Source organism: Micromonospora echinofusca (genome assembly GCF_900091445.1).
Taxonomy (GTDB): Bacteria; Actinomycetota; Actinomycetes; order Mycobacteriales; family Micromonosporaceae; genus Micromonospora; species Micromonospora echinofusca.
In genome coordinates this window covers 2962252-2984729 of sequence record NZ_LT607733.1, presented here as the reverse complement: position 1 = coordinate 2984729, position 22478 = coordinate 2962252, and the positions used below count along the sequence as shown (strand labels likewise).

Genomic DNA, 22478 nt, shown 5'->3' with positions numbered 1-22478 from the left:
GGCGGGCGTGGGCGGCGTCAGCCCTCGGCGGCGCGCCGCCGCTGGAGGCGCTCGCGCTGCGGCACCACCGTGTACTTCGGGTCCTTCGCCGAGGCGACGCCGCCGTGGAAGATGCCGAACCGGGTCGCCACCGAGGCGCCCAGCAGGGCCGCCCCGGACAACGCGGAGAGCGTGCGGCTGCGCCGGCCCAGCAGCGCGCCGGCCACCCCGACGGCGGTCAGGGCCCGCCCGGCGCGCAGCAGGCGACCGGCGGACGCGGTGCGGTAGGGCTCGCTGAGCAGCCCGAGCCGGGTCTCCACGCGGTGCGCGCCGTACAGCTCCAGGGCCGCGCCCGCCACCGCCATCCGCCGGGCGGGCCCGGCCTGCGCGGCGGGCGCGGCGATCAGCCCGACTCCCGCGCCGCTGGCCAGGGCGCTGCCCGCGAAGATGACCGGCAGTTCCGGGTACGCCTCGTGCCACGACGGCACGGCCGTGTCGGCCAGCAGCACCCCCGTGTAGGTGGCGAGCGCCGGCGCGGTCGCCGCGGCGGCCAGCCCGGCGGCGTGCCCCACGGGTGGCAGCACCCGGCGGGCGAGGCCGGACAGCCCCCGCTCGGGCAGCCACGCCGCGCCCTCGGCGACCGCCGCGACGCCGGCTGCCGGGCCGAACGCGCCGAGGATCCAGGTGCCCACGGACATGGGCGAGGTGGGCTTGGCCACCCGCAGCATGTGGTGGAACCGGGCGGGCCGGCCCAGGTCCCTGATCAGGAAGACGGTGCTGGCGGTGACGGCCGCCAGCGAGGTGACCCGGCCGGCGCGGCGCAGCGCGGGCCGGCCGGTGAGCTGCCCGCCCGCGGCGAGCAGCGACGAGCCGGCGGCCAGCCCGCCGGTGAACAGGTACGCGGCGATGTCCCACTTCCAGACCGGCGCCTTGAGGATCGGCCGGCCGTAGTAGGAGGTGAACTCGGCCTCCGGGACGCGCAGCTCCTCGCCGCCGCGCCGCCTGCGCCCACCACGCTCCGGACTCACGAGGAACCTCCCACGAACGCGGCCACGGCCGCCGCCGCCATCGCCAGCGCCGCCACGCCGGCCCGCTTCCACATCTTCGGCAGGTCCCGCGTGGTGACCACCGGGTCCGGCGGCAGCCCGTACACCTCGGGCTCGTCGAGCAGTAGGAAGAACGCGCCGTCGCCGCCCACCCCGTCGCCCGGGTCGTGCCCGTAGAGCCGCGCCTCGGGCACGCCCCGCTCGTGCAGCGTCGCCACCCGGGCCGCCGCGCGTTCCCGCAACTCGTCGAGGGGCCCGTACTGGATCGACTCGGTCGGGCACGCCTGCGCGCAGGCGGGGGTCCCGCCAGCGCCGATCCGGTCGTAGCACAGCGTGCACTTCCACGCCCGGCCGTCGCCCTTGCGCTGGTCGATGACGCCGTACGGGCAGGCGGAGATGCAGTAGCCGCAGCCGTTGCAGATGTCCTCCTGCACCACCACCGTGCCGAACTCGGTGCGGAACAGCGAGCCGGTCGGGCACACGTCGAGGCAGGCCGCGTGGGTGCAGTGCTTGCAGACGTCGGACATCATCAGCCACCGGAAGTCGGTGCGCCCCTCCGCGCCCCCGGCGCGCCCCGGCGGCTGCGCCCCCGGCATCCCCAGGAACTCCGGCCCGTCGGTCCGGCCCGGCGGGTCCTGGGTCCCGGCCGGGCGGGGCTGCTCGACGAACGCCACGTGCCGCCACGAGTTCGCGGTCAACGCGCCGGTGTTGTCGTACGACATGCCCAGCAGGTCCAGCCCCGAGCCGGGGACGTCGTTCCACTCCTTGCAGGCCACCTCGCACGCCTTGCAGCCGATGCAGACGCTCGTGTCGGTGAAGAACCCCATCCGGGGCGGCGCGTCGGTCCAGCCCGCCTCGGGGGCGGGATCCAGCGGCCCGGACAGGCTGTGCGGGTCAGGAAGCATCACGGCCCTCCCCGGCACCGTCGGCGGCGGCCGGCGGGGCGAGCGCCCCCGGGGTGAGCGTCGGGGCCGGATGGCCGGGGACGATGCCCGCCCGCCGCTGGTAGTCGGCCACCAGGCCCAGCAGGGCCGGGCCGGTGGGCCGCCGCCCCGGCCGCACGTCACAGGTACCGATCTTGCTCTCCTGGATCAGCACGTTCGGGTCCAGGGTGATCCCGAACAGGTCGTTGGCCGAGTCGCCGGTCACCAGGCCCTCGAACCCGAAGTGGTACGGCAGCCACATCTGGTGGATCACCCGGCCGTCCACGCGCAACGGGGTGAGCCGGTCGGTGATGAGCACCTTCGCCTCGATCACCGCCCGACCGCTGACCAGGTGCGCCCAGCCCAGGTGCGCCAGCCCCGCCTCCGCCGCCAGTTCCGGGGACACCTCGACGAACATCTCCGGTTGCAGCTCCGCCAAGGGCCGCACCGTACGGCTCATCCCGCCCGCCGTGTGGTGCTCGGTGAGCCGGCTGACCGTGAACACGTACGGGAAGACCTGACTGTGCTCCTGCGGCGGGCTCGGGTTCACCGAGTTCACCGGATGCGCGTACACCTTGCGGGTGGGGTTGGCCTGCTGCCGGTAGAACGGGTTGCGCACCGGCGACTCGGCCGGCTCGTAGTGCGTCGGCAGCGGGCCGTCGAGCACGCCGCTGGGCGCGTACAGCCAGCCCTTGCCGTCGCCCTGCATGACGAACGGGTCGTCGCCGGCGATCCCCTCCGGGCCGGACGCGCCCTCGGGCGGCCGGTACGTCGGCGGCTTGGTCCGCTCGAAGTCCGGCACGTCGTAGCCGGTCCACTCCCCGGCGTCCGGATCCCACCAGACGTAGCGCTTGCGCTCGCTCCACGGCCGGCCCTGCGGGTCGGCCGAGGCGCGGTTGTAGAGGGTGCGCCGGTTCGCCGGCCACGCCCAGCCCCACTCGGCCGCCACCCAGTCCTGCTCGTGGCGCGACCTGCGCCGCGCCGCCTGGTTGACGCCCTCGGCGTACACCCCGGAGTAGATCCAACAACCGACGGCGGTGGAACCGTCGTCGCGGGCCTCGGCGAACGCGGACAGCGGGCGACCGGTCGCCACCTCGTAGCCGTTGATCTCGCGCAGCACCGCCTCGGCGCTCGGCTCGGCGTGCGGGCCGTGCGTCGGATAGTCCCAGGCCAGGTCGAGCAGCGCCCGGTCGCGCGGCAGGTCGGAGCCGGCCAGCTTCTTCCGCAGCCGCAGCCCCAGGTGGTAGAAGAACCACAGCTCGGAGCGTGCGTCGCCCGGCGGGTCCACGGCCTTCTCCCGCCACTGCAACAGCCGCTGGGTCTGGGTGAAGGTGCCCTCCTTCTCCACGTGCGAGGCGGCCGGCAGGAAGAACACCTCCGTCCCGCACCGCTCCGGCACGATCTCGCCGGTGGCGACCTCGGGGCTGTTGCGCCAGAAGGTGGCGCTCTCGATCATGAACAGGTCGCGGACCACCAGCCAGTCCAGGTTGGCCATGCCGAGGCGCTGCGCCCGGCCGTGCGCCGAGCCGACCGCCGGGTTCTGGCCGAGCAGGAAGTAGCCCCGCACCTTCCCGTCGATCATGTTCAGCACCTGCTGGTACGTCCCGTGGTCGCCGGTCATCCGGGGCATGTACCCGTAGCAGAAGTCGTTCTCGGGCGTCGCCGCGTCCCCCCAGTACGCCTTCAGCAGGCTCGCCGCGTAGGCGCGGGCATTGCCCCAAAAGCCCTTCCGACCCGGGTGGCGGATCCTGTCCACCCACTCGTCGAAGGTGGGATGGTCGGCGTGGTGCGGCATCGGCAGGTAGCCGGGCAGCAGGTTGAACAGCGTCGGGATGTCGGTGGAGCCCTGGATGCTGGCGTGCCCCCGCAGCGCCAGGATGCCCCCGCCGGGGCGGCCCATGTTGCCCAGCAGCAGCTGGATGATCGCGCCCGTACGGATGTACTGCACGCCGACGCTGTGCTGCGTCCACCCTACCGAGTAGATCAGCACGCCGGTGCGCTCCCGACCCGAGTTGGCCGTCCACGCCTCGGCCAGTTCCAGGAACTTCTCCCGGGGGATGCCGCACACCCGCTCCACCATCTCCGGGGTGTAGCGGGCGAAGTGCCGCTTGAGGATCTGGTAGACGCAGCGCGGATGCTGCAACGTCTCGTCCCGCTCGACCTGCCCGCCGACCTGGGCGCCGTGCGACTCGTGACGCAGCCCCGCGGCGGTGTCGCGCTCCTTGGCGGTGTGCCCGCTGCCGGAGTCCGACTCGTGGCCCGCGTACTGCCAGGAGTCCTGGACGTAGCTGCCCGTCTCCGGGTCGAAGCCGGAGAAGAAGCCGTCGCCGTCCTCGGTGTCGACGAAGCGCGCGCTGACGATCGTCGCGGCGTTCGTGTACGCCAGCACGTACTCCCGGAAGTCCAGCTCGTTCTCCAGGATGTGCCGCACCACGCCACCGAGCAGCGCGATGTCGGAGCCCGCGCGGATCGGCAGGTACGTGTCGGCCAGCGCGCTGGTGCGGGTGAACCGCGGATCGACGTGGAACACCTTGGCGCCGCGCCGCTTGGCCTCCAGCACCCACTGGAAGCCCACCGGATGGGCCTCGGCCATGTTCGAGCCCTGGATGATGACGACGTCAGCGTTGGCGACGTCCTGCTGGAAGTCCGTCGCGCCACCGCGACCGAAGCTGGCCCCCAGACCGGGGACGGTGGCGGAGTGTCAAATGCGCGCCTGGTTCTCGATCTGGAGCGCCCCCATCGCCGTGAACAGCTTCTTGATGAGGTAGTTCTCCTCGTTGTCCAGCGTCGCGCCGCCCAGGCTGGAGATGCCCAACGTACGGTTCAACGGCCGGCCCTGGGCGTCCACGTCCTCCCAGGTCTCCGCGCGGGCGGCGAGGATCCGGTCGGCGATCATGTCGAGCGCGACGTCGAGCTCCAGGTCCTCCCACTCGGTGGCGTACGGCCGCCGGTAGCGGACCTTCGTCTGCCGCAGCGGGCTGGTCACGAGGCTCTTGCTGGCCGACCCCTTCGGGCACAGCCGGCCCCGGGAGATCGGGCTGTCCGGGTCGCCCTCGATCTGGGTGACCGCGCCGTCCTTCACGAAGACGCGCTGGCCGCAGCCCACCGCGCAGTAGGGGCAGACCGAGCGGGCCACGCTGTCGGCGGCTTCGGTGCGGGGAGTCAGCTCCGCCGACCGGCCCGACTGCGCCGCGGCGCCCCGGCCCAGCGGGTCGGTGCCGGTGAGTTGCCGGTAGACCGGCCAGCCCTGGATGAAGGTCCGCAGACCCATCCGCGACCCCCCTCCCGCGGCCCTGACACCGTCGACCCCTCGAACACTAGGGCAGCCCGCGCGCGCCCGCGACCCGAGCCCCCGATCTGCCCGGTGCCTGCACGCGGCAACGGAAAAAACGAGGGTCCTTTCAGTCGGAGAGCCGACAGCGGCGGGGTCCACGGTGGTCGATGCTCAGCAGGATCTTCGGCCGACGGGAAGGGCTTCGATGGCAACTGAGCTGATGCGCGTCCGAACGGAGGACGGCGCCGAGGTCGTCTTCGAGGTCGACCGGCGGGAGGCCGGCTTCGGCGAGGCCGGGCTCGGCGACGAGATGATCGAGGCGCGCAAGCGGTTCGAGTCCGGCCTGCGGGAGATCAACCTGGCGGCGCAGAAGGCGCTGGCCACCTTCCGCGACAGCGTCCACCGGCCGAACGACATCGAAATCGAGTTCGGGGTCAACGTCAACGCGCAGGCCGGCGCCGTCATCGCCAAGACCGGCGTGGACGCGCACCTCACCGTCAAGCTCACCTGGTCCGGCACCCAGGATGGCGAGGTCGCCGAACGGTGAGCGCGAGCCCGCGGTGGCACGCCCGCATCGACGTCACCGACGCGTCCGGGCGCGGTGGCAGCGGATTCCTGATCGACGCCCACCACGTGCTGACCTGTGCGCACGTGGTGGGCGACGCGAAGAACGCGGCGGTGTCGTTTCTGCTCGCCGACAAGCGAGGGCTGCCGGGCGAGGTGGTGTTCCGGGGGCCCTGGGTTCGGGGCGTGGCCGACGAGGGCGACATCGCGGTGATCCGCCTGACCGACCCGGTCGACCTGGAACCGGCCCGGCTCGCGCCGTGGAACGGGGTGCAGATCTACGCCGGACAGCGACTGAGCGCACTCGGCTTCCCCGACAGCTACCGCGACACCGGCCAGATCGCCCACTTCACGGCAGTGGGCGCCCGGCTGGCCAACGGGACCTGCCAGACCGACGCCATCGGGCCGAGAGGGCCACGGCTGGACCGTGGCTACAGCGGCTCGGCGGCCTACCTGCAGGGCACCGACGAGGTGGTCGGCATGATGACCGCCGCCGACCGGGACCCCGAGATGCGCACCGGCATGCTGCTGCCGCTGGACGAGATCGGCCGGCACTGGCCGCCGCTGCTCGACCGCATCTGCCTCGGCCCGTTCGGCGCGAAGGCGTACCGGGAGTTGCACGCGATCCTGCACGGCCTGGAACTCGCGGAGACGCACCGGCTGCTGCTGGAGGTGCTGCGCCAGCGTGGGCCGCTCTTCCCTCAGCCGCCCGCGGTGCTGAGCAACGTGCTGGCCGCCGTCGAGTGGCTCGCCGTCGGCACCACGTTTCCCCGCGAGGAGGTCGTCGACCTCGTGATCACGCTGCTGCGCCGGATCGGCCAGGAGTCACCGCAACGCGCGGCCCTCCTGCACGAATGGGTCGGCCAGCACGGCTGGGGCGCGGGCGCCGCGCCCATCCCGGCCGCGGCGCCGGGCCCGGCCCCCCGGCCGGGATGGGTGGTCGTCCGCATCGCGCCGACGGCGGGCGTCCGCCGGTCGTACCACGTCACCATCTGGACCGCCACCGACCCGGACGGTGGCATGGACGAACGAATCCTCGAGCAGACCGTCACGGAGGACGAGGTCAAGGACACCGTCGAGCGGTCGCTGCCCGCCGCGTACCAGGCGATCCCCCACGCGACCTATGACTCGATCACGGTGGAGTTCGTACTGCCCCTCGGGCACCTCGCCTGGCCCGTCGACGACTGGCGTGCCCTCGACGACCTGGAGCACGTGCCCCTGGGCTGGAGCAGGCCCGTCGTGGTGCGCGCGCTGGACTGGTTCGACCATCCGCACCCGAGGAAGATCCAGGATCGGGCCGAACGGTTGCGGGCCGACACCCGGCGCCTCGACGCGATGCTGGAGTGGCTCGACTGCGCCGAGCCCGAGCGGAAGCTGGGGTCGTTCCAGGCGTGGCTGCGCATGAGCGAGCGCCGGGGCGTCCTCGGCCTGGCCGGCTCCTGGGCGACGCCGGAGCGGATCAGTTCGGCCGTGGCCAGCGGGCTGCCGGTGTTGCTGTGGCCACGTGCCGCCTGCCACGACCACTCCACGGGGCACGGGGGCTGCGCCGGCGTACGGTTCCGCACCGCGATGGCGGCCCGGCTGGGCGACATCCGCAGCGACGAGTTGCCGCTGCGCATCCGTGACCTGCGGGTCGAGGCCGGTGCGGTCGACGACGAGCACGACCACTGCGGCCGGGAGGTCACCCTGCTGTGGGACGACCCACGGCGGCGGCCGGTCCAGTTGAGCTTCGCCAAGTGAGGAGCGGACGTGTCCGAGACGCCGGGCTGGTGGATCTACAAGGGGACGGGCGGCCCGCACGACGGCATCGAACGGCTGCCCGCGCCGCCGCCGTGGCGCTCGTTCGACGAGGCCGCCACACCCACCGCACCGCTGGTCGCCGAGACCGCCGCCGACGTGCGGCGGGGCGAGAGGTACCGGCCGGACCAGGACACCGTCGAGCTGGTCAACGCCGCCCTCTACCTGCGACGTCCGCTGCTGGTGACCGGCCGACCCGGCACCGGCAAGTCGACCCTGGCGGCGGCGATAGCCCACGAACTCAGGCTCGGCCGTCCGCTGAGGTGGAACATCACCAGCCGGGTCACCGTCAAGGACGGCCTCTACCAGTACGACCCCCTGGCGCGGCTCTACCACAACAACCAGGGCGGGGCGGCCGGGAACCGGGGTGGGGTGACTGAGGACGGCGAGGACATCGGCCGCTTCATCCGCCTCGGCCCGCTCGGCACCGCCCTGCTCCCCGCCGAGAAACCCCGGGTGCTGTTGATCGACGAGATCGACAAGGGTGACCTCGACCTGCCCAACGACCTGCTCACGATCTTCGAGGACGGCGCGTACGAGATCCCCGAGCTGGTCCGGCAGGCGGACCACTCCCCCGACGCGCTGGTGATGGCCGCCGACAGCACCGAACGGGTCCCCATCCACGCGGGTCGGGTGCGCTGCCGGGCGTTCCCCCTCATCGTCATGACCAGCAACGACGAACGGGAGTTCCCGCCCGCCTTCCTGCGCCGGTGTGTCCAGGTCACGCTGCTGCAACCCGACGGCGACAAGCTGGCCCGCATCGTCGGCGCGCACCTCGACGACCTCGCCGACGACAGCACCGACCTGATCGACAGCTTCCTCGCCCGCCGGGAACCTCGCGACCTCGCCACCGACCAACTGCTCAACGCCATCTACCTGACCGACCAGGCCGGCCGGTCCGGCGGCGTCGACCGGCTGCAACTCGCCGACAAGGTGATGGCCAGCCTGTCCCGCCAGTCCGATGACGATTGACCGGCTCCGCGCGGCGATCGTGGCCGCCGGTGGCGACCCCACGCCCCGGGAGTTGGCGGAGGCGCTCTGGCTGGCCGACCACCTGCGGGCCCGCATCCCGACCGCCCGACCACAGCCGGACGCGCAGACGCCCACCGCGCCCGCACCGGCCGGCCATCCGGTGCCCGACCGGCCACCTCCCGCCGACGCACCCGAGCCCCCGGCCGAGTCGCTGCCGCCGCCGGCGTCCGCGCCGACGCCCACCAGCCTGTACGTGCCGCCGGCCGAACCGGGCAGGGTGACGGCGGCGGAGGTGGCCGTGCCCCGCTCGGCCGCGCTGCCCGACCGGCTGGGCTTCCAGCGGGCGCTGCGTCCGCTGCTGCGGCGGGTGCCCTGCCCCCGGGTCGATGTCCTCGACGAGGACGCCACGGTACGCACCGTCGCCGAACACACGCTGGTCGACCGGCCGTGGCCGGCGGTGACGAAACCCTCGCTCGAACGGTGGCTGGACGTCGCCGTGGTGGTGGACCGGACGGAGTCGATGACGCTGTGGCGCGACCTCGCGACCGGCGTCGTCGAGACACTGGCCGCGTCGGGCATCTTCCGGCAGGTCAGCCGGTGGCGGCTGCACCGCGGCGCGGGTGACGGCACCGCCGCCCTGTCGAGCTGGCGGGGCGAGGCGCGACGCCCGGCGGAACTGATCGACCCGAGCGGGCGCCGCGTGGTGATCATCGTCAGCGACTGCGTCGACCAGATCTGGCACACCGGCGCCGCCGGCGCCCTTCTGCGCCGCTGGGCACGACACGGGCCGGTGTCCATCCTCCAGCCGCTGCCCGAGCGGATGTGGTCGCGTACCGGCGGGCGGACGGTGGCGGGACTGCTCAGCGCGCCGAGACCGGGCACACCGAACACCGACCTGCGGTTCAGCGCCTTCGACGGCATGCGCGTGCAGGGCGGCACGGTGGTACCGGTGTTGGAGGTGTCGCCGCGCTGGATCGGCCGCTGGGCCCGGCTGCTCGCCGGCGCGCCCGCCGTGACCAGCGCGGTCACGGTGGTCACCGGGGACCGGCTGAGGACCTCGCCCGGGCGCGAGGGTGCGGCGCCCAGCCCGGCCCAGCGGGTCCGGCGCTTCCGCTCGTCGGCGTCCCCCGAGGCGTTCCGGCTGGCCGGGTACGTCGCGATGACCGAGCCGGTGCTGCCGGTGATCCGCTACATCCAGCACGCGATGTTCCGCCCGGCCCCGCCGTCGCAGCTGGCGGAGGTGCTGCTCAGCGGCCTGCTGAGGGTGGTCGACGCCCGGGCCGGGCGCTACCGGTTCGTCGACGGGGTCCAGCCGCTGCTGCTCGACACGCTGGCGCGCCCCGACCTGGTCCGGGCCGGGGAACTGCTGGAGCACCTGTCCCGGTCCGTGCAGGCGCGGGTGGGTGTCGCACGCGAGCACTTCACGGCGCTGACCCCGAGCCCCGGCCGGCCCGGGCTGGGACCCGACGACACGCCCTTCGCGGTGATCAACACCATCGGGCGGGCCAGGCTGGACCGGGTCACGGCCCGCCCGGCGCGGCACGTCGAACCGGTGGCGGCCGGGCCCGCCGACGTGCCGCCGCCGGACGACCCCGCGCCCCCCGGAACGGACGGTCCCTCTCCCGCTGCGCCGGACGGCTCGTCGCCCCTCGTGCGCGAACCCCGGGCCGGGTCCCCGAGCGACGAGACGGCAGGCCCGCCCACGGGCAGCGGTCCCGACCTGTTCTCCCCGCACCGCCGGGTGGTGCCCTTCAGCGGCCGCGCGGCGGAGCTGGCCGAGCTGGAACGGTGGTGCGCGGCGAAGGGCGCAGCGGTGCGGGTGCTCGTCGGCGGTCCCGGCCAGGGCAAGACGCGCCTGGCCCGCGAGCTGGTGGCCGGGCGTCGTACGCGCTGGCGGGGCGCGCCGCCGCAGTCGGGCCTCGACCCGGGGCCGGACGACGGCGGGCTGGTCGTGGTCGACCGCGCCGAGACCCGACCCGACGAGGTGCTGGAGGAGCTCGACCGGGCCACCCGCGGCGACGCGCCGGGCCGCCTGCTCCTGCTCGCCCGTTCCGCCGGCGATTGGTGGCAGGAACTGCGCCGCGCCGACCCGGCGGGGCTGGTCAGCAAGGCGACCGTCCAACAGCTGCGGGCCCCCTGGCCGCCCGGACGCGAGCGGCAGGAGGCGCTGCGCGACGCCTTGGCCGGCATCGCCGCGGCGCTGGACGCCGACACCGGCGACGATCGCTGGCAGCACCGCGCCCGGTTGACGCGCCTTCCCGATGTCGGCCACGAACGGTTCTCCAGGCCGGTCGCGCTGCATCTGGCGGCGCTGCGGATCCTGCTGCGGGGCACGCCGGGGCCGCCTCCGCCCTTCTCCGTGCCGGACGTCGTGGCGGTGCTGCTCGCCCGGGAACGCCGGTACGGGGAGGCCACCGCAGTGTCCGCGCGGATCTCGTACGCCCAGGCGGGCCACCTCGACGAGTACCTGGCGGCGGCCGCCCTGTACGGCGCACGCACCGCCGCCGATGCCCAGGACGTGGTGCGCCGGATCCGCCACCGGGAGGCACCCGACCGGACCATCCTGCACCGCCTGGCGAACTGGCTGCACGAGCTCTATCCGGGCGACGACGGTGCGTACTGGGGACCCGTCGAGCCGGACGAGGTTCGGCTCGCCCTCGGCACCGCCGCCGCGCTCGACAACCCGGCGCTGGTCACGGACGTCCTGCCGCACTGCACCCCCGAGCAGGCGCGACGGGCCGTGACGGTGCTCGGGCCGGCCTGCCACCGGCATCCCGCCCTGGCCGCCCCGCTCTGGCAGGTCGTCCAGGACCAGCCGGCGCTGCTGCTCACCCTGCTGCAGCAGACGCGCTCCCGCACGTCGATCCTGCCACCCGCCCTGGTGGAGCGCCTGCGCCTGCTGGTGCAGGACCCACGGGCCGCCCTGCCGATGCTCCGGGCCGTCGCCAGCGGGCTCGCCGACCCCGGGGTCCTCTTCGCCGACCAGCCGGTGGCCCTCTCGGCCCGGCTCGTCGAGGGCATCCGCCGGCTCGGGGAGGCCGACCAGTACCTGCCGTGGCTGGCGGAGGCGCTGACCCAGCACCGGCGGCGGCTGGCCGACGGCGGGTCGGACGGTGACGTGCTCGCCGCGCTGGCCGAGGAGATCGACCTGCGGGTACGGGCACTCGACCGTAGCGGCGCCCCGGCCACGCGCAACGCCCTGGAACGCCTGACGTCGGCCCTGGACGCACACGCCGTCGCCCTGCACCGGGCCGACCTGACCGTGCAGGCGCTCAGCGCGACGAACCGGGCCGTGGCGTACCACGAGCAGCTTCACGCCAGTGTGCCCGGCGGCCGTCTCGCGCCGCTCTGCGACGCCGAGATCCGGCGGGCGCGGCTCCTGGGCGAGCTGGGCCGCTGCGGCGAGGGACTGGCCGCCGCGACGACGGCTGTGGCTCACGCCCGCACCCTGGCCGACGCCGGCAGCGCCGGCCCGGCGGGCGCCGGCACCCACGGCGGGCTTCCCGACCTCGCCCGGCTGACCGAGGCGCTCGACACGCTGGCCACCCTGCACCGCCGCGAACGCCACGGCACCGCCGCCCTGGCGGCGCAGGACGAGAGCGTCCGCCTGCGCCGCCGGCTCGCCGCCGCGGACACGGCGCACGTACCGGCGTTGGCCCGGGGGCTGCTGCGGCAGGCCATGGACCTGGACGAGGTCGGATCGCCCCAGCTCGCCCTGTCGGTCGGCGACGAGGCGGTACGCCTGCACCGCGTACTGGCGGCCGAGAGTGGCCTCGACGCCCTCGCCGGTCTGGCGACGGCGCTGCACTGCCAGGCGGTGCAGCTGTACGACCTCGAACGGCACGCCGAGGCCGCCGCGGCGCTGCGTGAGGTGGTCGTCCTGCACCGGCAGCTCGCCACCGCCGATCCGGCCCGGTACGCCGCCGACCTGGCCGCCGTGCTGGGGCACCAGGCCGGGCTGCTCGCCGAGACCGACGACGTCGGCGCCGCGATCGAGGCGCTCACCGAGAGCTGCGCGGTGCTGAGCCGGGTGTTCCGCGACGACACCGGCGACGCCACCGTACGCGCCCGGTTGGCGCGCACCCACGCGGACCTCGCCGGGCTGTGGGAACGCGCCGGCGACGGGACGGCCGCGAACGGGCACCGGGTGCAGGCACGACGGCTCACCGAGGGCGGCGCGGCCCGGCGAACCGAGAACTAGCCGAAGAGCGTCCACACGCTCCAGGAGTCGCGCCGCACCTCCGCGGCCCAACCGGCCACCGCCTGCGGCACGCCGTCGCGCAGCGCCCACGCCACCAGGCCCGCCATGACCAGGAGGGTCAAGGCGAGGACGACCAGCCGGAACGAACGGTAGGAGTCGGGCAGGTCAGCGGAGCGCACCGGCCACCTCCCGACGCAGGACGCGCTCACCGCGCAGCAACCACAGCAACGGATCCGACGGCGGAGGGTCAACCGTGCCGTGCAGGAAGAAGCGCACCTCGGCGAAGTCCCGCCCGACGGCCGTCAGGAGGTGGTCGAGGCCGTGGCCGGCCAACCAACGTCGCACGGCCGCCGAGTCGTCCGCCGGCGCGACGACACCGGGGAGCAGCCCGAGCAGGTCCGCTTTGGACACCACGAAGGCCAGTCGGCACCGTTCCGTGGCGACGCCCCGGTGCCGCAGGCCGACGACCACGGCCTCGTACGAGTCCGCCACGTCGTGCCGGGCGACCCGGACGGCGGGGACGAGGTGGGCAGGCGCCTCCGCCACCCGCCGACGTAGCGCTGGCAGCGACAGCGGGTCCAGGACGAACATGAAGTTGCGGGTCTCGTCCAGGAAGCCGTACGACGCGCAGACCTCGCGGTCCACGAGGCTGCGCCCGGGGGCGTCGAACACCTGCACCCGCTGGGGCGCACGCTGTGCCTGCAGGGCGACGCCGACCACCCGGGTGCTGTCCCGGCCGCCGGGAACGGGCCGGTCGACCGCGCACCTGTCCGGCGGGAAGCGCACGGACAGCCGGTCCACCACGGCGTCGACGAGCGTCGTCTTGCCGGCGTCGGGGGCCCCGAACACCGCGACCCGGATCTCCGTGGCCCGGCCGGTACCGGCGGCGAGCGGGCTGTCGCACTTGGGGCACCTCGCGCTCAGCCGCGCTCCCGCCGACGACTGTCGAGCCGGCAGGGACACCCCGCAGCCGCACCGGCGCCGCCACAGGCCCTGGCTGTCGGGCCGTAGCAGCCGGTGCCGCCACGACCCGGGCGGGGCCGGCGCCAGGTCGGCGTGGCCGCCCGGACAGACGAACACCGGCAGCTCCACCAGGAAGTAGCACCGGGGGCAGCAGGTATCCGTCCGCCAGGCGGCACGCCACCGCCAGTCGGCGGCCCGCAGCGCTCCGGCCGCCGCCGCACCGAGGAGCCAGGACGTCGCGGTCACCACGGCGACGACCACGGCCAGCAGCACCAACACGGCCAGCGTCCCCACGGTGACCCCGACGAGGGCCGCGCAGGGCACGGCGAGCAACGGCCAGGCCAGCGCCACCGACCATGCCCGGCTGGGGTTGGTCTCCGTCTCGGCGACGCCGTCGAGCGCTTCGAGCGCCCGCACGTGGTAGCGAGGCAGCCGGGGCAGGGCCCGCCAGCCGGCCCGCCACCAGCCGATGACGCGCTCATAGCAGCGCTCGACGACGTGCCGCAGGTCGTAGCCGGCCTGCCGCACGGCGTAGTGGGGCCAGGCGTAGTCGCGCCGGTACGACCGCAGCGGGCCAGCCGGTCGGGCGCGGAACTCGTCATGCGGCGTGCGCACCCGCGGGGGGTCCACCAGAGCGCCGAGCACCCGCGTCGCCTCGGCCAACCCGAGGACGGCACCGGCCAGCAGGCCCGCCAGGAGGCAGTAGACGACGACCGGCGCGACCGTCACCGCGGCCAGGATGTACGCGATCGACACGAGGCAGCCGAGCACCACCAGTACGACAACGGCCGGGGCGGACACCGGTCACCCCCGTCCGCCGGGTCGCAGGCGGCGCAGCAGGCCGCGACGGTTGTCGCGCACCAGGGTCCGCCACCGCGCCAGCCACATCGGTCCCATTGCCTCCACCTGCGCCGTCATGTCGTCGAGCCGCTTCTGCGAACAGCGGATCACTGCGGTACGCACCATCCGGTCGAGGTCCGCGTGGGTGCCCGGCTGGACCATCGCGGCCATGGTCGCCGACTGCCGTTCGATGTGCACCAGCACGAAGGCGAGGGCGACGTGCGCCGGGTTCGAGTTGCCCATCAGCTCACCGCGGATCTTCCGGGAGCAGGGCTCGGTGAGCTGCGGCGCGTGGACGAGCACGGCGAAGGCCGCGGCCGCCGGCGCTGCCGCCAGCGCGTCACACAACTCCCGCACCCGGGCGGCCACGAGCCGCGCCGGCACGTGGCGCAGCGCCAGGGTCAGCTCGTCGATGTCGGGCCGAGGGGACGCCAACTGCTCGAGCGCCACGGTCAGCGCACGGTGACCGTGGATGGCGCGGGCCACCTCCGGCGGCGGTGACCACAGGCCGTGCGCCATCAGCACCAGCGCCGCCTCCAGGTACTCCGAATGCGGCGGGTACCCCACGAGCACCGCCCCCAGCTCGGCGAAGATCCGGGGGTCCAGAGGCGCGTTGCGGGGCAGCAGCCGCCGCAGCAGGTGCGCCTCGGCCAGGTCCACCGGGCGGTGCGTCCAGATGACGGCGGCGGTACGGTTCACCAGCGCGGCGGGCCGATCGGCGTCCACGGCGGTGCGGAGGCACTGCTCGATCAGGTCCAGCTGCTGCACCGGCGGCAGGTGACGCAGGGCGGCCTCCACCACCGCCGCGTCCAACGGCTCGTCGAGCCGCATCGGCTCCCGCAGCAGCACGTCCCACCACTGGTCGCCGAGCTCGTAGGCGATGTCCGGTTCGGCGGCGAGGCGCTGGCCGAGTTCCCGGCGCAGCAGCCGCTCGACGCCCTCGGCGCAGGCCCACGCCTCGGTCCGGTACGCCCGGTCAGGATGGTCGGCCCAGTCGAGGACGAACCGCTCCAGGCCCGGCTGCAACCCGCCGAGCGGCGGCTTGAGCCCGAATCGCCCGCACAACCGGAGCAGCGCCTCGAATCGGCGCGGCTCGGCCGCGCGTAGCGCCTCGCTGATCGGGCCGAGCGCCCTCGCCTCGTCCGCCCGCGTCCACCCGTCGATGGACGGCGCGGCCCGCTCGTGGACAGTGCCCGAGGCCAACGCCTCCCGCAGTTCCGCGTCGATCAGCGCCAGGCGCACGGTCGCGCCCCGGTGCGGGAAGGTGGCCGCCCGGCTGACGTCGTCGAGGCCGCGCAGGACGTCGACGGGCCACCGCGGCGCGGCCTCCACGAGCAGGTCGACGATGCCTGCGCCGTAGCGCCGTACCAGCGGTGGCGGTCCCTTCCTCAGCCAGCGCACCAGCCCGGCCACCTGCTCCCGCGGGGGGAGACGCCGCAGGACGGCGGCGAGGGCCACGTCGGCCGATCCCTCGCCGTCCACGCCGGACGCGGCGGCGACCTCCACCGCGTCCACCACGTCCAGCGGGTCCTCGGCGAGGAACAGCTCGGCCCACCGCCGCGCCGCCCGGGTCTCCACCACCCGGCTCCAAACGTGCCGGACCAGGTCGAACACCACATAGCCCTGGTCGTTGTCGAGGGTCGCGCCGGCGCCACCCCAGTCGGGGTGCACGGCGAGGATCCGCTGGGGCGCGTACGCGGGGTTGAGGGTGAAGACCTTGAACCCGATCCGCAGGGCCTCGCGCTGCGGCAACAGCAGCGTCGCCGCAGTCACCCAGCGCAGCACCTCCGCGGGCTCGCGGGCGACGAAGAGCACCCGGCGGCTCGGCTCGTCCGCTGGCGGGCGCAACGTCGACAGCAGCGCCGTCAGCAGGTCGGCACCGTCGGAGGCGGCGTGCACGAACGCCCGGGCCTCCGCCGCGCCGAACGAACCCGGCTGCCAGCCCGGCTCCAACCGCGGGCACCGCGTGTCGGGCGCCGGCTCGACGGTCCAGAACGGCGCCCCGAAGAGCTGCGCCGGGCGCACCAGCCCGTACGCGGCGGGGTCGTCGGTCACGATGGCGTGGGTGAGCTGGTTGCCCTCCCGACCGCCCACGCTCTCCCGGCCCAGGTAGACCCCGGAGGCCGTGGCGAACAGCCCGTCGTAGACGTGGGCGAACGACACCGGGTACTCGCTCACCGGGCGACGCTCCCGCATCCACCGAGGTGGGGGTTCGTAGAGCAGATTGCGCTGCACGACTGCCTCGGCGCTGCGGTCCGCGCCCGCGGAACGGGCCTGGAACTGCAGCCCCGGCGTGCCGCGCAGCCCCTGGCCCTGGCGGCAGTCGGTGTAGATGAGGCTCTCGAACCGCCCGGTCATTCAGCCCTGCCGGGGTACGACGCCGAAGCGGGGCAGGCTGAGCAGCCAGAGCAGCGGCTCGTCGACGCGGTACGGACGCACCCCGCGCTCCTCCACCAGGGCGTTGTCGTAGTCGGGCTCGGCACCGAGTGCCGAGACGAAGAAGTAGCGGAAGGTCTTGTAGTTCATCCGCAGGTGCTGCTCGATGTCGTCGCCCTGCCAGCCCCGCAGCAGCGCGGCGACCTGCTCGTGGGTGGCCCGGCCCAGCTGTTCGTCGTACGCCGGCCCTCGCGGGGGTTCCTGGCGCAACGGGTGCTCCGGCCCCAGCTCCTCGTAGAACGCGTCCATCTTGGCGAACGCGACGGCCACCGGTTTGCTGATCCGCTCGCTGCCACGCACCCCGTTGCTGGCGCGCAGGCTCTGGGTCAGCCGGTCGACCACCGCGATGGTGTCCTCCGTCGACCGGATCGCCGACGGCGGAAGCCGGAGTTTCTCGCGGGCCCCGGGCAGCATGAACGGGTCGAGCAGCAGGATCAGGCCGTCCGCGGCGCCGACGTACGCCAGGTCGTTGGCGCCGCTGAGGGTCCCGACGTCCTCGCCCGCCGTGTCGTGGAAGGACAGGTAGCTGGTGCGGTAGACCGGGGGCCGGCCCCATCGTCGATGCTCACCCCGCCACTCGAAGACCAGGGGGTTCTGCCGGCCGTTCACCGCTGCGGCGGTGGCCTCGAAGAGCTTGTGCTCGGTGAACATCCGGTCCACGTTCTGTTCGAGCCACTCCAGCGGGGACTTGAAACCGCCCTGCCCGTCCCCGGTCATCCGGATGTCGGCGGCGAACCTGCGGCGCAGGTCCGAGGAACGCAGCTCGTTGGCGAGGACAGTCAGGTAGACCGTCTTGCCGGTGCCCTTGCCGCCGAACATGGCGATCATCGGGCTGGCCGTCTCCCCGAAGTTCGGTGGCACCGGGGTGTGGCAGGAGGGGCAGGCGCGGATGCCCGTCCTGCCACCGCAGTTCGGGCACCACGCCACCCGCACCGGCCGCAGCCGCTGGTGACGGGGCGGCGGGAAGACGGGTCGCATGATCTCCGTGAACCCGGTCATGTTGCGGCGGGTGGCGTCGGGGCCCGGCTCACACCCCCGGTGGTCGGCGTCACCCTTGCCCAGACACTGGAACCACAGCGTCGACCCGTCGATGCGCTGATAGCAGAACGGACACGCCACCTCGGCCACTTACGACACCCTCATCGACTCGACGGGAGGAACGGAAACCGCGATCGGCACGGCGCCACGCACGAAACACCGGATCCAGTAGGGGTGGTGAAGCCGAGGCAGCTCGGGCACCACGACGGTGAGTTCCCTGGTCTGCTCTCGGTGCAGCTCGACGCCAACGACCTCGGCGAGGACGGTGCCGGCCACGGGCGAGGGCGGCATCGTGGGCTCCGCGCCGAGCACCACCGTGACGACGAGGTCCGTGACGTCGGTCGCCGCCCGCAGGCGGACACTGATCTCCCGGCGACCGAGATGCCAGCGCCAGTGCCGGGCCAGGGTGTACGAGACACGCACCGGCCGGGGCGGCAGTGCCACCTCACGGACCGGTGAGCGCACCTCGTCGGCGACGACGGAGGCGAGGATCGCGACTCGTACGACGCACGGGTCCGCAGCGGCGGGGATGCGGAAGCCGTTGGCACTGGCGTAGCCGGCACGGCTCACCTGGCCGCGTTCGGTGCCCGTCGGCGAGGTCCACTCCACCAGCGCCAGCCGCGCCCCCGCCGGCCAGATCCACGACAAGACCGCGTCGTCGCCCCGGCGCTCGGCCCGCAGTCGCCGCACCGGTTCGGCCACGCCGAGGGCGACCAGGCGCCCCACGGTGGCCTGGTCGCCCTCGACCAGGAACGGCACATAGAGGTGGTAGCCGACCGGGACCTCGGCCACGACGCTGACCTCGCCGTCGCGTTCCTGCCGTACGCCAACCACCTCGGCGCCGAAGGCGGACAGCGCGGAGACGGGCAGGACGGCCCCGGCCCGCCATGGCGGAGGCGTCGCCGCCCAGCGGATCCGTACCCGATCGCCGCCCGCGGCCGGCCACGACAGCCGCACCCGGCACCGGTCGCCCGACCCGCCGAGCACCCCGACGGTGAGGTCCGCCTGTCCGACGGCGATCCCCGGTTGCGCGGCCCGGCCGGGGCGGCGCTGGGCGGGCGCGCCGCCGTCCGCCTCGCCCACCCGGTCGTGCCGCCGATCGTCGACGCCGCCGGCGGGCTGCCGCCTACGGTCACCGCCGATCGGGGTGTCGAGCCGGGCCTGGATGAAGTCGTGCGCCTCTCTCCGCCAGGACCAGACACGCCAGTCGCTGGTGGGCGGCCCGGCCGACCGGGCGGGCTGGACGGGCTCCTCCTGTTGCGGTGCGGGGGTGGCCGGCACGCTCCGCGGCGAGTCCCCGGTCACGCCCGCCTGCTCCCGCCACCAGGTGGGATCGTTCATCAGGTCGCCGGTCTCGCGCCGGAGCTTGTCGTCCGCCGAGATCAGCAGCCGGCAGACCTCGGCCCGGCTGTCCGGGCCGGTGGCCCGTTCGCGCCAGAACCCGCGTAGTTCCGCGAGGTGGGCGACAAGCTGTTGCGGGCTCCACTCGGGCTGCACCGCGTAGCGGGCGGCGAGGTCGCCAGCGGGTAGCCGTCCGTGTCTGCCCCGCAGTGGCTTGATGACCTCGCGGTCGTAGCGCTCGGCGTCGAACGCCATCAGATCAGATGCCGAGACGCAACGGACAACGGCAACCGGACGTGCGGCCACAGTTCACATCGACCCCCACCGCGATTCACTCACGTCATCGCGCTGAGATCACCACAAGCATGAAGGTGATCACAAGTAACTGTCGCTCCACGGACAGTAGACCTTCCACGAGGACGCGCCGACGCGCCCCGCCACACCCGCGCGCGATGTGCCAGGGCCCGCCAAGGTGCACCTGCGGTGGATGTGCCGCTGGCCGGCACCCCGGGTTCGGGTGCCGACCAGCGATCCCCCTTGTGGTGGAAAGTCTGTGTGCGTGTGTGTCAGCTGTTCCAGTGCTCGGCGACCAGGTCGGCGGCCTGCTGCTCCCACTGGGCGTAGTGGTCCGGGTACGCCGACACCTGCACCGTCTGCGCCGCCTCGGTCAGCGGCATGTCCTGCCACCCGTCGACCTGCTTCAGACCCTTCAGGAACGCCGTCGTCGAGTACTCCGGGTCGGTGATCTGCTCCACCGTGCCCCAACCACTGGACGGACGCTGCTGGAACAGACCCTGCGAATCATGGTCGTTGCGGTCACCCAGGTGACCCAGGTTCTCCAACTTCGACTCCTGCAACGCCGTCGCGATCGACACCACCGCCGCGCGCTCGTCCATGCCGGCCTTCTTCGTCGCCGCGATGATCGCCTTCACGTTGCCGACCTGCTCGTCGGACAGGTCGATGCGCGACTGCGCACCCTGCACACCATGCGGCACCAGCTTGCCCATGTCCGGCTTGTCAGCCTGCACGGCGGCGACGGCGATGGCCGTGGTGTCCACGGTCGGGGCGCTGGTGTGGGCGGTGTCGGTCATCGGACCGGCGGCCACACCACCGGCGAAGGCCAGACCGGCGATACCGAGAACGCTGTTACGGATGAACGTGTTCATCAGAAACGCTCCATTCGGGGGTTGGCACCCGCACCGAAGGGGGATTCGGCTACGCGGATGCAAGCACCGTCCGGCGCCCAGGAAACTCAAGGGGAAATCTCCAGCGCAACCGGAGGGATCTCCGGTCGTCGCACGGAAGGATGATCAGATCAGCCGTGTCGGCCGAATGTCCGAGCTGTGCGGGTCGGAAGGGCCGGGGCTGTTTCGCGGGGCTGGGGGCCCTCCCGTCGACTGCGTAGGGCGGGGGTTGCCCTCACGCCGGCCGGACCATGTGTAACGACCACCGGCCCGCCATCATTCCGGGCCCCGGCCCACCATCCCGTCGGGGCGGCGTGGCCTTTCCTGCTCGGTCGTACGCCGGGTGTAACGACCCCACCCCCGCCACGATTCCGCCCCCACGATGCCCCCGATCACACGCCGGGACCGGGCATCCGCGCCGTGATGCGCCCCGACGACGATCCGGGGCACCTGCTCAGCCACGGTCGCACCGGGCAGCCGCCACGAAACCGGACACCCACCCCGGACGGGTCGGTAGGTGAACGGTGGAGATCTTGGAAGGAGACGGCCCTCGGAGGGGCCGTTTCTCGCCAAGATCTGAAAGGGAGGCCGGCGGGCGGGCCGAGATTGGGCAGCCGGGGTGTTGGCCCGCAGCCATCCGACACCGAGCAACCACCGCCACGATCACCTCGCACCCAGCCACGGCGACCTGCGCTCACCGACGCCGAGGAACGCAAAAACCGTCCCGGCCGCGCCCGCCACGCGGCGACGTCGGCGAAACCGCGATCCCCAGCGGCCCGACCTGGGGTTACCCTGACAGCATGCAGGCCCTCTCCCCCGCTCCGACCCGCGCGGCCCACCTGGCCCGCCCGGGCCGGCCCGCCGTGGTGGCCCGCACGCTCGCTGAGCTGACCGGCCCCACCCGTGGTGTGGTGGAGCTGCCGGTGCGGCTGATGTGGAACGCGGACCGCACCTTCGACCTGGGCGATCCGGACGAACTGCTCTGGATGTACGAGAACGTGCTGCGCGAGACCACCCGCGCGGAGGACCTCCGGCTGCTCATCGACGGGCGCACGCTGCGCCGGGTGTGGCGGCTGCTCAACCTGCCCCGGGGCGTACGCCAGGCGTGGGAGAGCCGCCACCGGGGGCTGCGTACGGCGTGAGCAGCGCGCACCCGCACGAGTTCTACCGCGAGGTGGCCCGGGTGGCGCTGTCCGCCGCGGGGCCGTACCGGTTCGTGCTCGGCGGCGGGGTGGCGTGGGCCGCGCACGGGCTGGTGACCCGCCCGACGGAGGACGTGGATCTCTTCGCGGATGTGGAGGGGGCCGCCGCCGCGGCGGCGGACGTGGTGCGGGCGGCACTGGAACGGGCCGGGTTCGAGGTGACCGACGCCGACCCGGACAGCGAGTTGGCCGAGCTGTTCGAGGGCTTCGACCGGGACCTGCGGGACTTCGTGGTGAGCCGGGACGGGCGACTCATCCGGCTCAGCCTGGCCCGCCTGGACCGGCACCGCAGTCCGGTGGTCATGGATCTCGGGCCCGTGATGGACGTGCGGGACCTGATGGCGAACAAGACCGCCGCCCTGGTCAACCGGCGGGAGGTCCGGGACTACATCGACGTCGCGGCCGCTCTCGAGCACCACGGCGTGGCGGAGTTGCTGGAGTTGGCCCGCCAACTCGACCCGGCCCTGGACGACGAGGACGTGCGGGCGGCCGGCCGCTACCTGGACCGGCTGCCGGACCGCCGCTTCGCCCGTTACGGCCTGGACCCCGCCGCCATAGCCCAGGTCCGCACCCGCCTGACCCCCTGGCCCCGCTGACCCCCTGCCCACCCTCGTCGATCACGCAGTCGTGGTGGGCGGGAGGCGACGGTTCGCACCTTTCGTCAGGCACCACAACTGCATGATCGGCACTGGCCAGGGCCAGGCGGCGGGCCGAGGGA

At 73.8% G+C, this 22478-nt stretch carries 15 protein-coding genes; 6 read left to right on the top strand and 9 right to left on the bottom strand.

The genetic code is table 11. The features are described from left to right. Positions 1-17: 17 nt before the first annotated feature. The 3 genes from nrfD to fdh are packed head-to-tail and all read right to left on the bottom strand — an operon-like array spanning position 18 to position 5219. Positions 18-1007, bottom strand: a complete 990-nt coding sequence (gene nrfD / locus GA0070610_RS13060; RefSeq protein WP_231926104.1) for an NrfD/PsrC family molybdoenzyme membrane anchor subunit — start codon at positions 1005-1007, stop codon at positions 18-20. Next, positions 1004-1930 (bottom strand): 4Fe-4S dicluster domain-containing protein, encoded by a 927-nt coding sequence (locus tag GA0070610_RS13055; protein WP_089000288.1) that lies wholly within the window; start codon positions 1928-1930, stop codon positions 1004-1006. Before GA0070610_RS13055 ends, nrfD begins: the two co-directional genes overlap by 4 nt. Further along, positions 1920-5219: a formate dehydrogenase gene (gene fdh, locus GA0070610_RS13050; RefSeq protein ID WP_269458874.1), complete on the bottom strand. Its 3300-nt coding sequence runs from the start codon at positions 5217-5219 to the stop codon at positions 1920-1922. The genes GA0070610_RS13055 and fdh overlap by 11 nt, the downstream gene beginning before the upstream one ends. A 208-nt stretch (positions 5220-5427) precedes the next feature. Here fdh and GA0070610_RS13040 point away from each other — a divergent pair, with 208 nt between their 5' ends. Genes GA0070610_RS13040 through GA0070610_RS13025 form a run of 4 tightly spaced genes read left to right on the top strand, consistent with a single transcriptional unit; the run spans position 5428 to position 12756 of the window. Continuing rightward, positions 5428-5769: a CU044_2847 family protein gene (locus GA0070610_RS13040; protein WP_157747140.1), complete on the top strand. Its 342-nt coding sequence runs from the start codon at positions 5428-5430 to the stop codon at positions 5767-5769. Next, a complete protein-coding gene (locus tag GA0070610_RS30890) occupies positions 5766-7526 on the top strand; it encodes a VMAP-C domain-containing protein (protein ID WP_089000284.1) in 1761 nt (586 codons plus the stop codon). The genes GA0070610_RS13040 and GA0070610_RS30890 overlap by 4 nt, the downstream gene beginning before the upstream one ends. A 9-nt stretch (positions 7527-7535) precedes the next feature. Then, positions 7536-8555 carry an AAA family ATPase gene (locus tag GA0070610_RS13030; protein ID WP_089000283.1) on the top strand — a complete coding sequence of 340 codons (1020 nt, stop codon included), beginning with the start codon at positions 7536-7538 and terminating at the stop codon, positions 8553-8555. After that, the gene (locus tag GA0070610_RS13025; RefSeq protein WP_089000282.1) at positions 8545-12756 is read left to right on the top strand and encodes an SAV_2336 N-terminal domain-related protein; all 4212 of its coding nucleotides are present in this window, start codon (positions 8545-8547) and stop codon (positions 12754-12756) included. The genes GA0070610_RS13030 and GA0070610_RS13025 overlap by 11 nt, the downstream gene beginning before the upstream one ends. On the opposite strand, the gene GA0070610_RS13020 is transcribed toward GA0070610_RS13025, so the two are convergent. The 6 genes from GA0070610_RS13020 to GA0070610_RS12995 form a co-directional block, all read right to left on the bottom strand. Then, positions 12753-12935: a hypothetical protein gene (locus GA0070610_RS13020; RefSeq protein ID WP_089000281.1), complete on the bottom strand. Its 183-nt coding sequence runs from the start codon at positions 12933-12935 to the stop codon at positions 12753-12755. The two genes, GA0070610_RS13025 and GA0070610_RS13020, sit on opposite strands and share 4 nt — an antisense overlap. Continuing rightward, a complete protein-coding gene (locus tag GA0070610_RS13015) occupies positions 12922-14520 on the bottom strand; it encodes a hypothetical protein (RefSeq protein WP_089000280.1) in 1599 nt (532 codons plus the stop codon). The genes GA0070610_RS13020 and GA0070610_RS13015 overlap by 14 nt, the downstream gene beginning before the upstream one ends. 3 nt (positions 14521-14523) lie before the next feature. Next, positions 14524-16917 carry a GTPase-associated protein 1-related protein gene (locus GA0070610_RS13010; RefSeq protein WP_089000279.1) on the bottom strand — a complete coding sequence of 798 codons (2394 nt, stop codon included), beginning with the start codon at positions 16915-16917 and terminating at the stop codon, positions 14524-14526. After that, positions 16918-18123: a zinc ribbon domain-containing protein gene (locus GA0070610_RS13005; RefSeq protein WP_089000278.1), complete on the bottom strand. Its 1206-nt coding sequence runs from the start codon at positions 18121-18123 to the stop codon at positions 16918-16920. Next, the gene (locus tag GA0070610_RS13000) at positions 18124-19629 is read right to left on the bottom strand and encodes a hypothetical protein (protein WP_089000277.1); all 1506 of its coding nucleotides are present in this window, start codon (positions 19627-19629) and stop codon (positions 18124-18126) included. It abuts the gene before it with no gap. Positions 19630-19940: 311 nt separating this feature from the next. Further along, on the bottom strand, positions 19941-20540 hold the full coding sequence (locus tag GA0070610_RS12995) for a hypothetical protein (RefSeq protein ID WP_089000276.1): 600 nt from the start codon (positions 20538-20540) through the stop codon (positions 19941-19943). A gap of 818 nt (positions 20541-21358) precedes the next feature. Between GA0070610_RS12995 and GA0070610_RS12990 the strand changes: the two genes are divergently transcribed. Continuing rightward, positions 21359-21700 carry a hypothetical protein gene (locus tag GA0070610_RS12990; protein WP_089000275.1) on the top strand — a complete coding sequence of 114 codons (342 nt, stop codon included), beginning with the start codon at positions 21359-21361 and terminating at the stop codon, positions 21698-21700. Next, entirely contained in the window at positions 21697-22356 is a 660-nt protein-coding gene (locus GA0070610_RS12985) for a nucleotidyl transferase AbiEii/AbiGii toxin family protein (RefSeq protein WP_231926103.1), read from the top strand. The genes GA0070610_RS12990 and GA0070610_RS12985 overlap by 4 nt, the downstream gene beginning before the upstream one ends. Positions 22357-22478: the final 122 nt, after the last annotated feature.

Bases quoted from the DNA above. Each gene is read 5' to 3' on its own strand.
- GA0070610_RS13055 (WP_089000288.1), bottom strand. From the start codon at position 1,930: ATGCTTCCTGACCCGCACAGCCTGTCCGGGCCGCTGGATCCCGCCCCC.
- GA0070610_RS13040 (WP_157747140.1), top strand. From the start codon at position 5,428: ATGGCAACTGAGCTGATGCGCGTCCGAACGGAGGACGGCGCCGAGGTC.
- GA0070610_RS13025 (WP_089000282.1), top strand. From the start codon at position 8,545: ATGACGATTGACCGGCTCCGCGCGGCGATCGTGGCCGCCGGTGGCGAC.
- GA0070610_RS13010 (WP_089000279.1), bottom strand. From the start codon at position 16,917: ATGACCGGGCGGTTCGAGAGCCTCATCTACACCGACTGCCGCCAGGGC.
- GA0070610_RS13000 (WP_089000277.1), bottom strand. From the start codon at position 19,629: ATGGCGTTCGACGCCGAGCGCTACGACCGCGAGGTCATCAAGCCACTG.
- GA0070610_RS12995 (WP_089000276.1), bottom strand. From the start codon at position 20,540: ATGAACACGTTCATCCGTAACAGCGTTCTCGGTATCGCCGGTCTGGCC.
- GA0070610_RS12990 (WP_089000275.1), top strand. From the start codon at position 21,359: ATGCAGGCCCTCTCCCCCGCTCCGACCCGCGCGGCCCACCTGGCCCGC.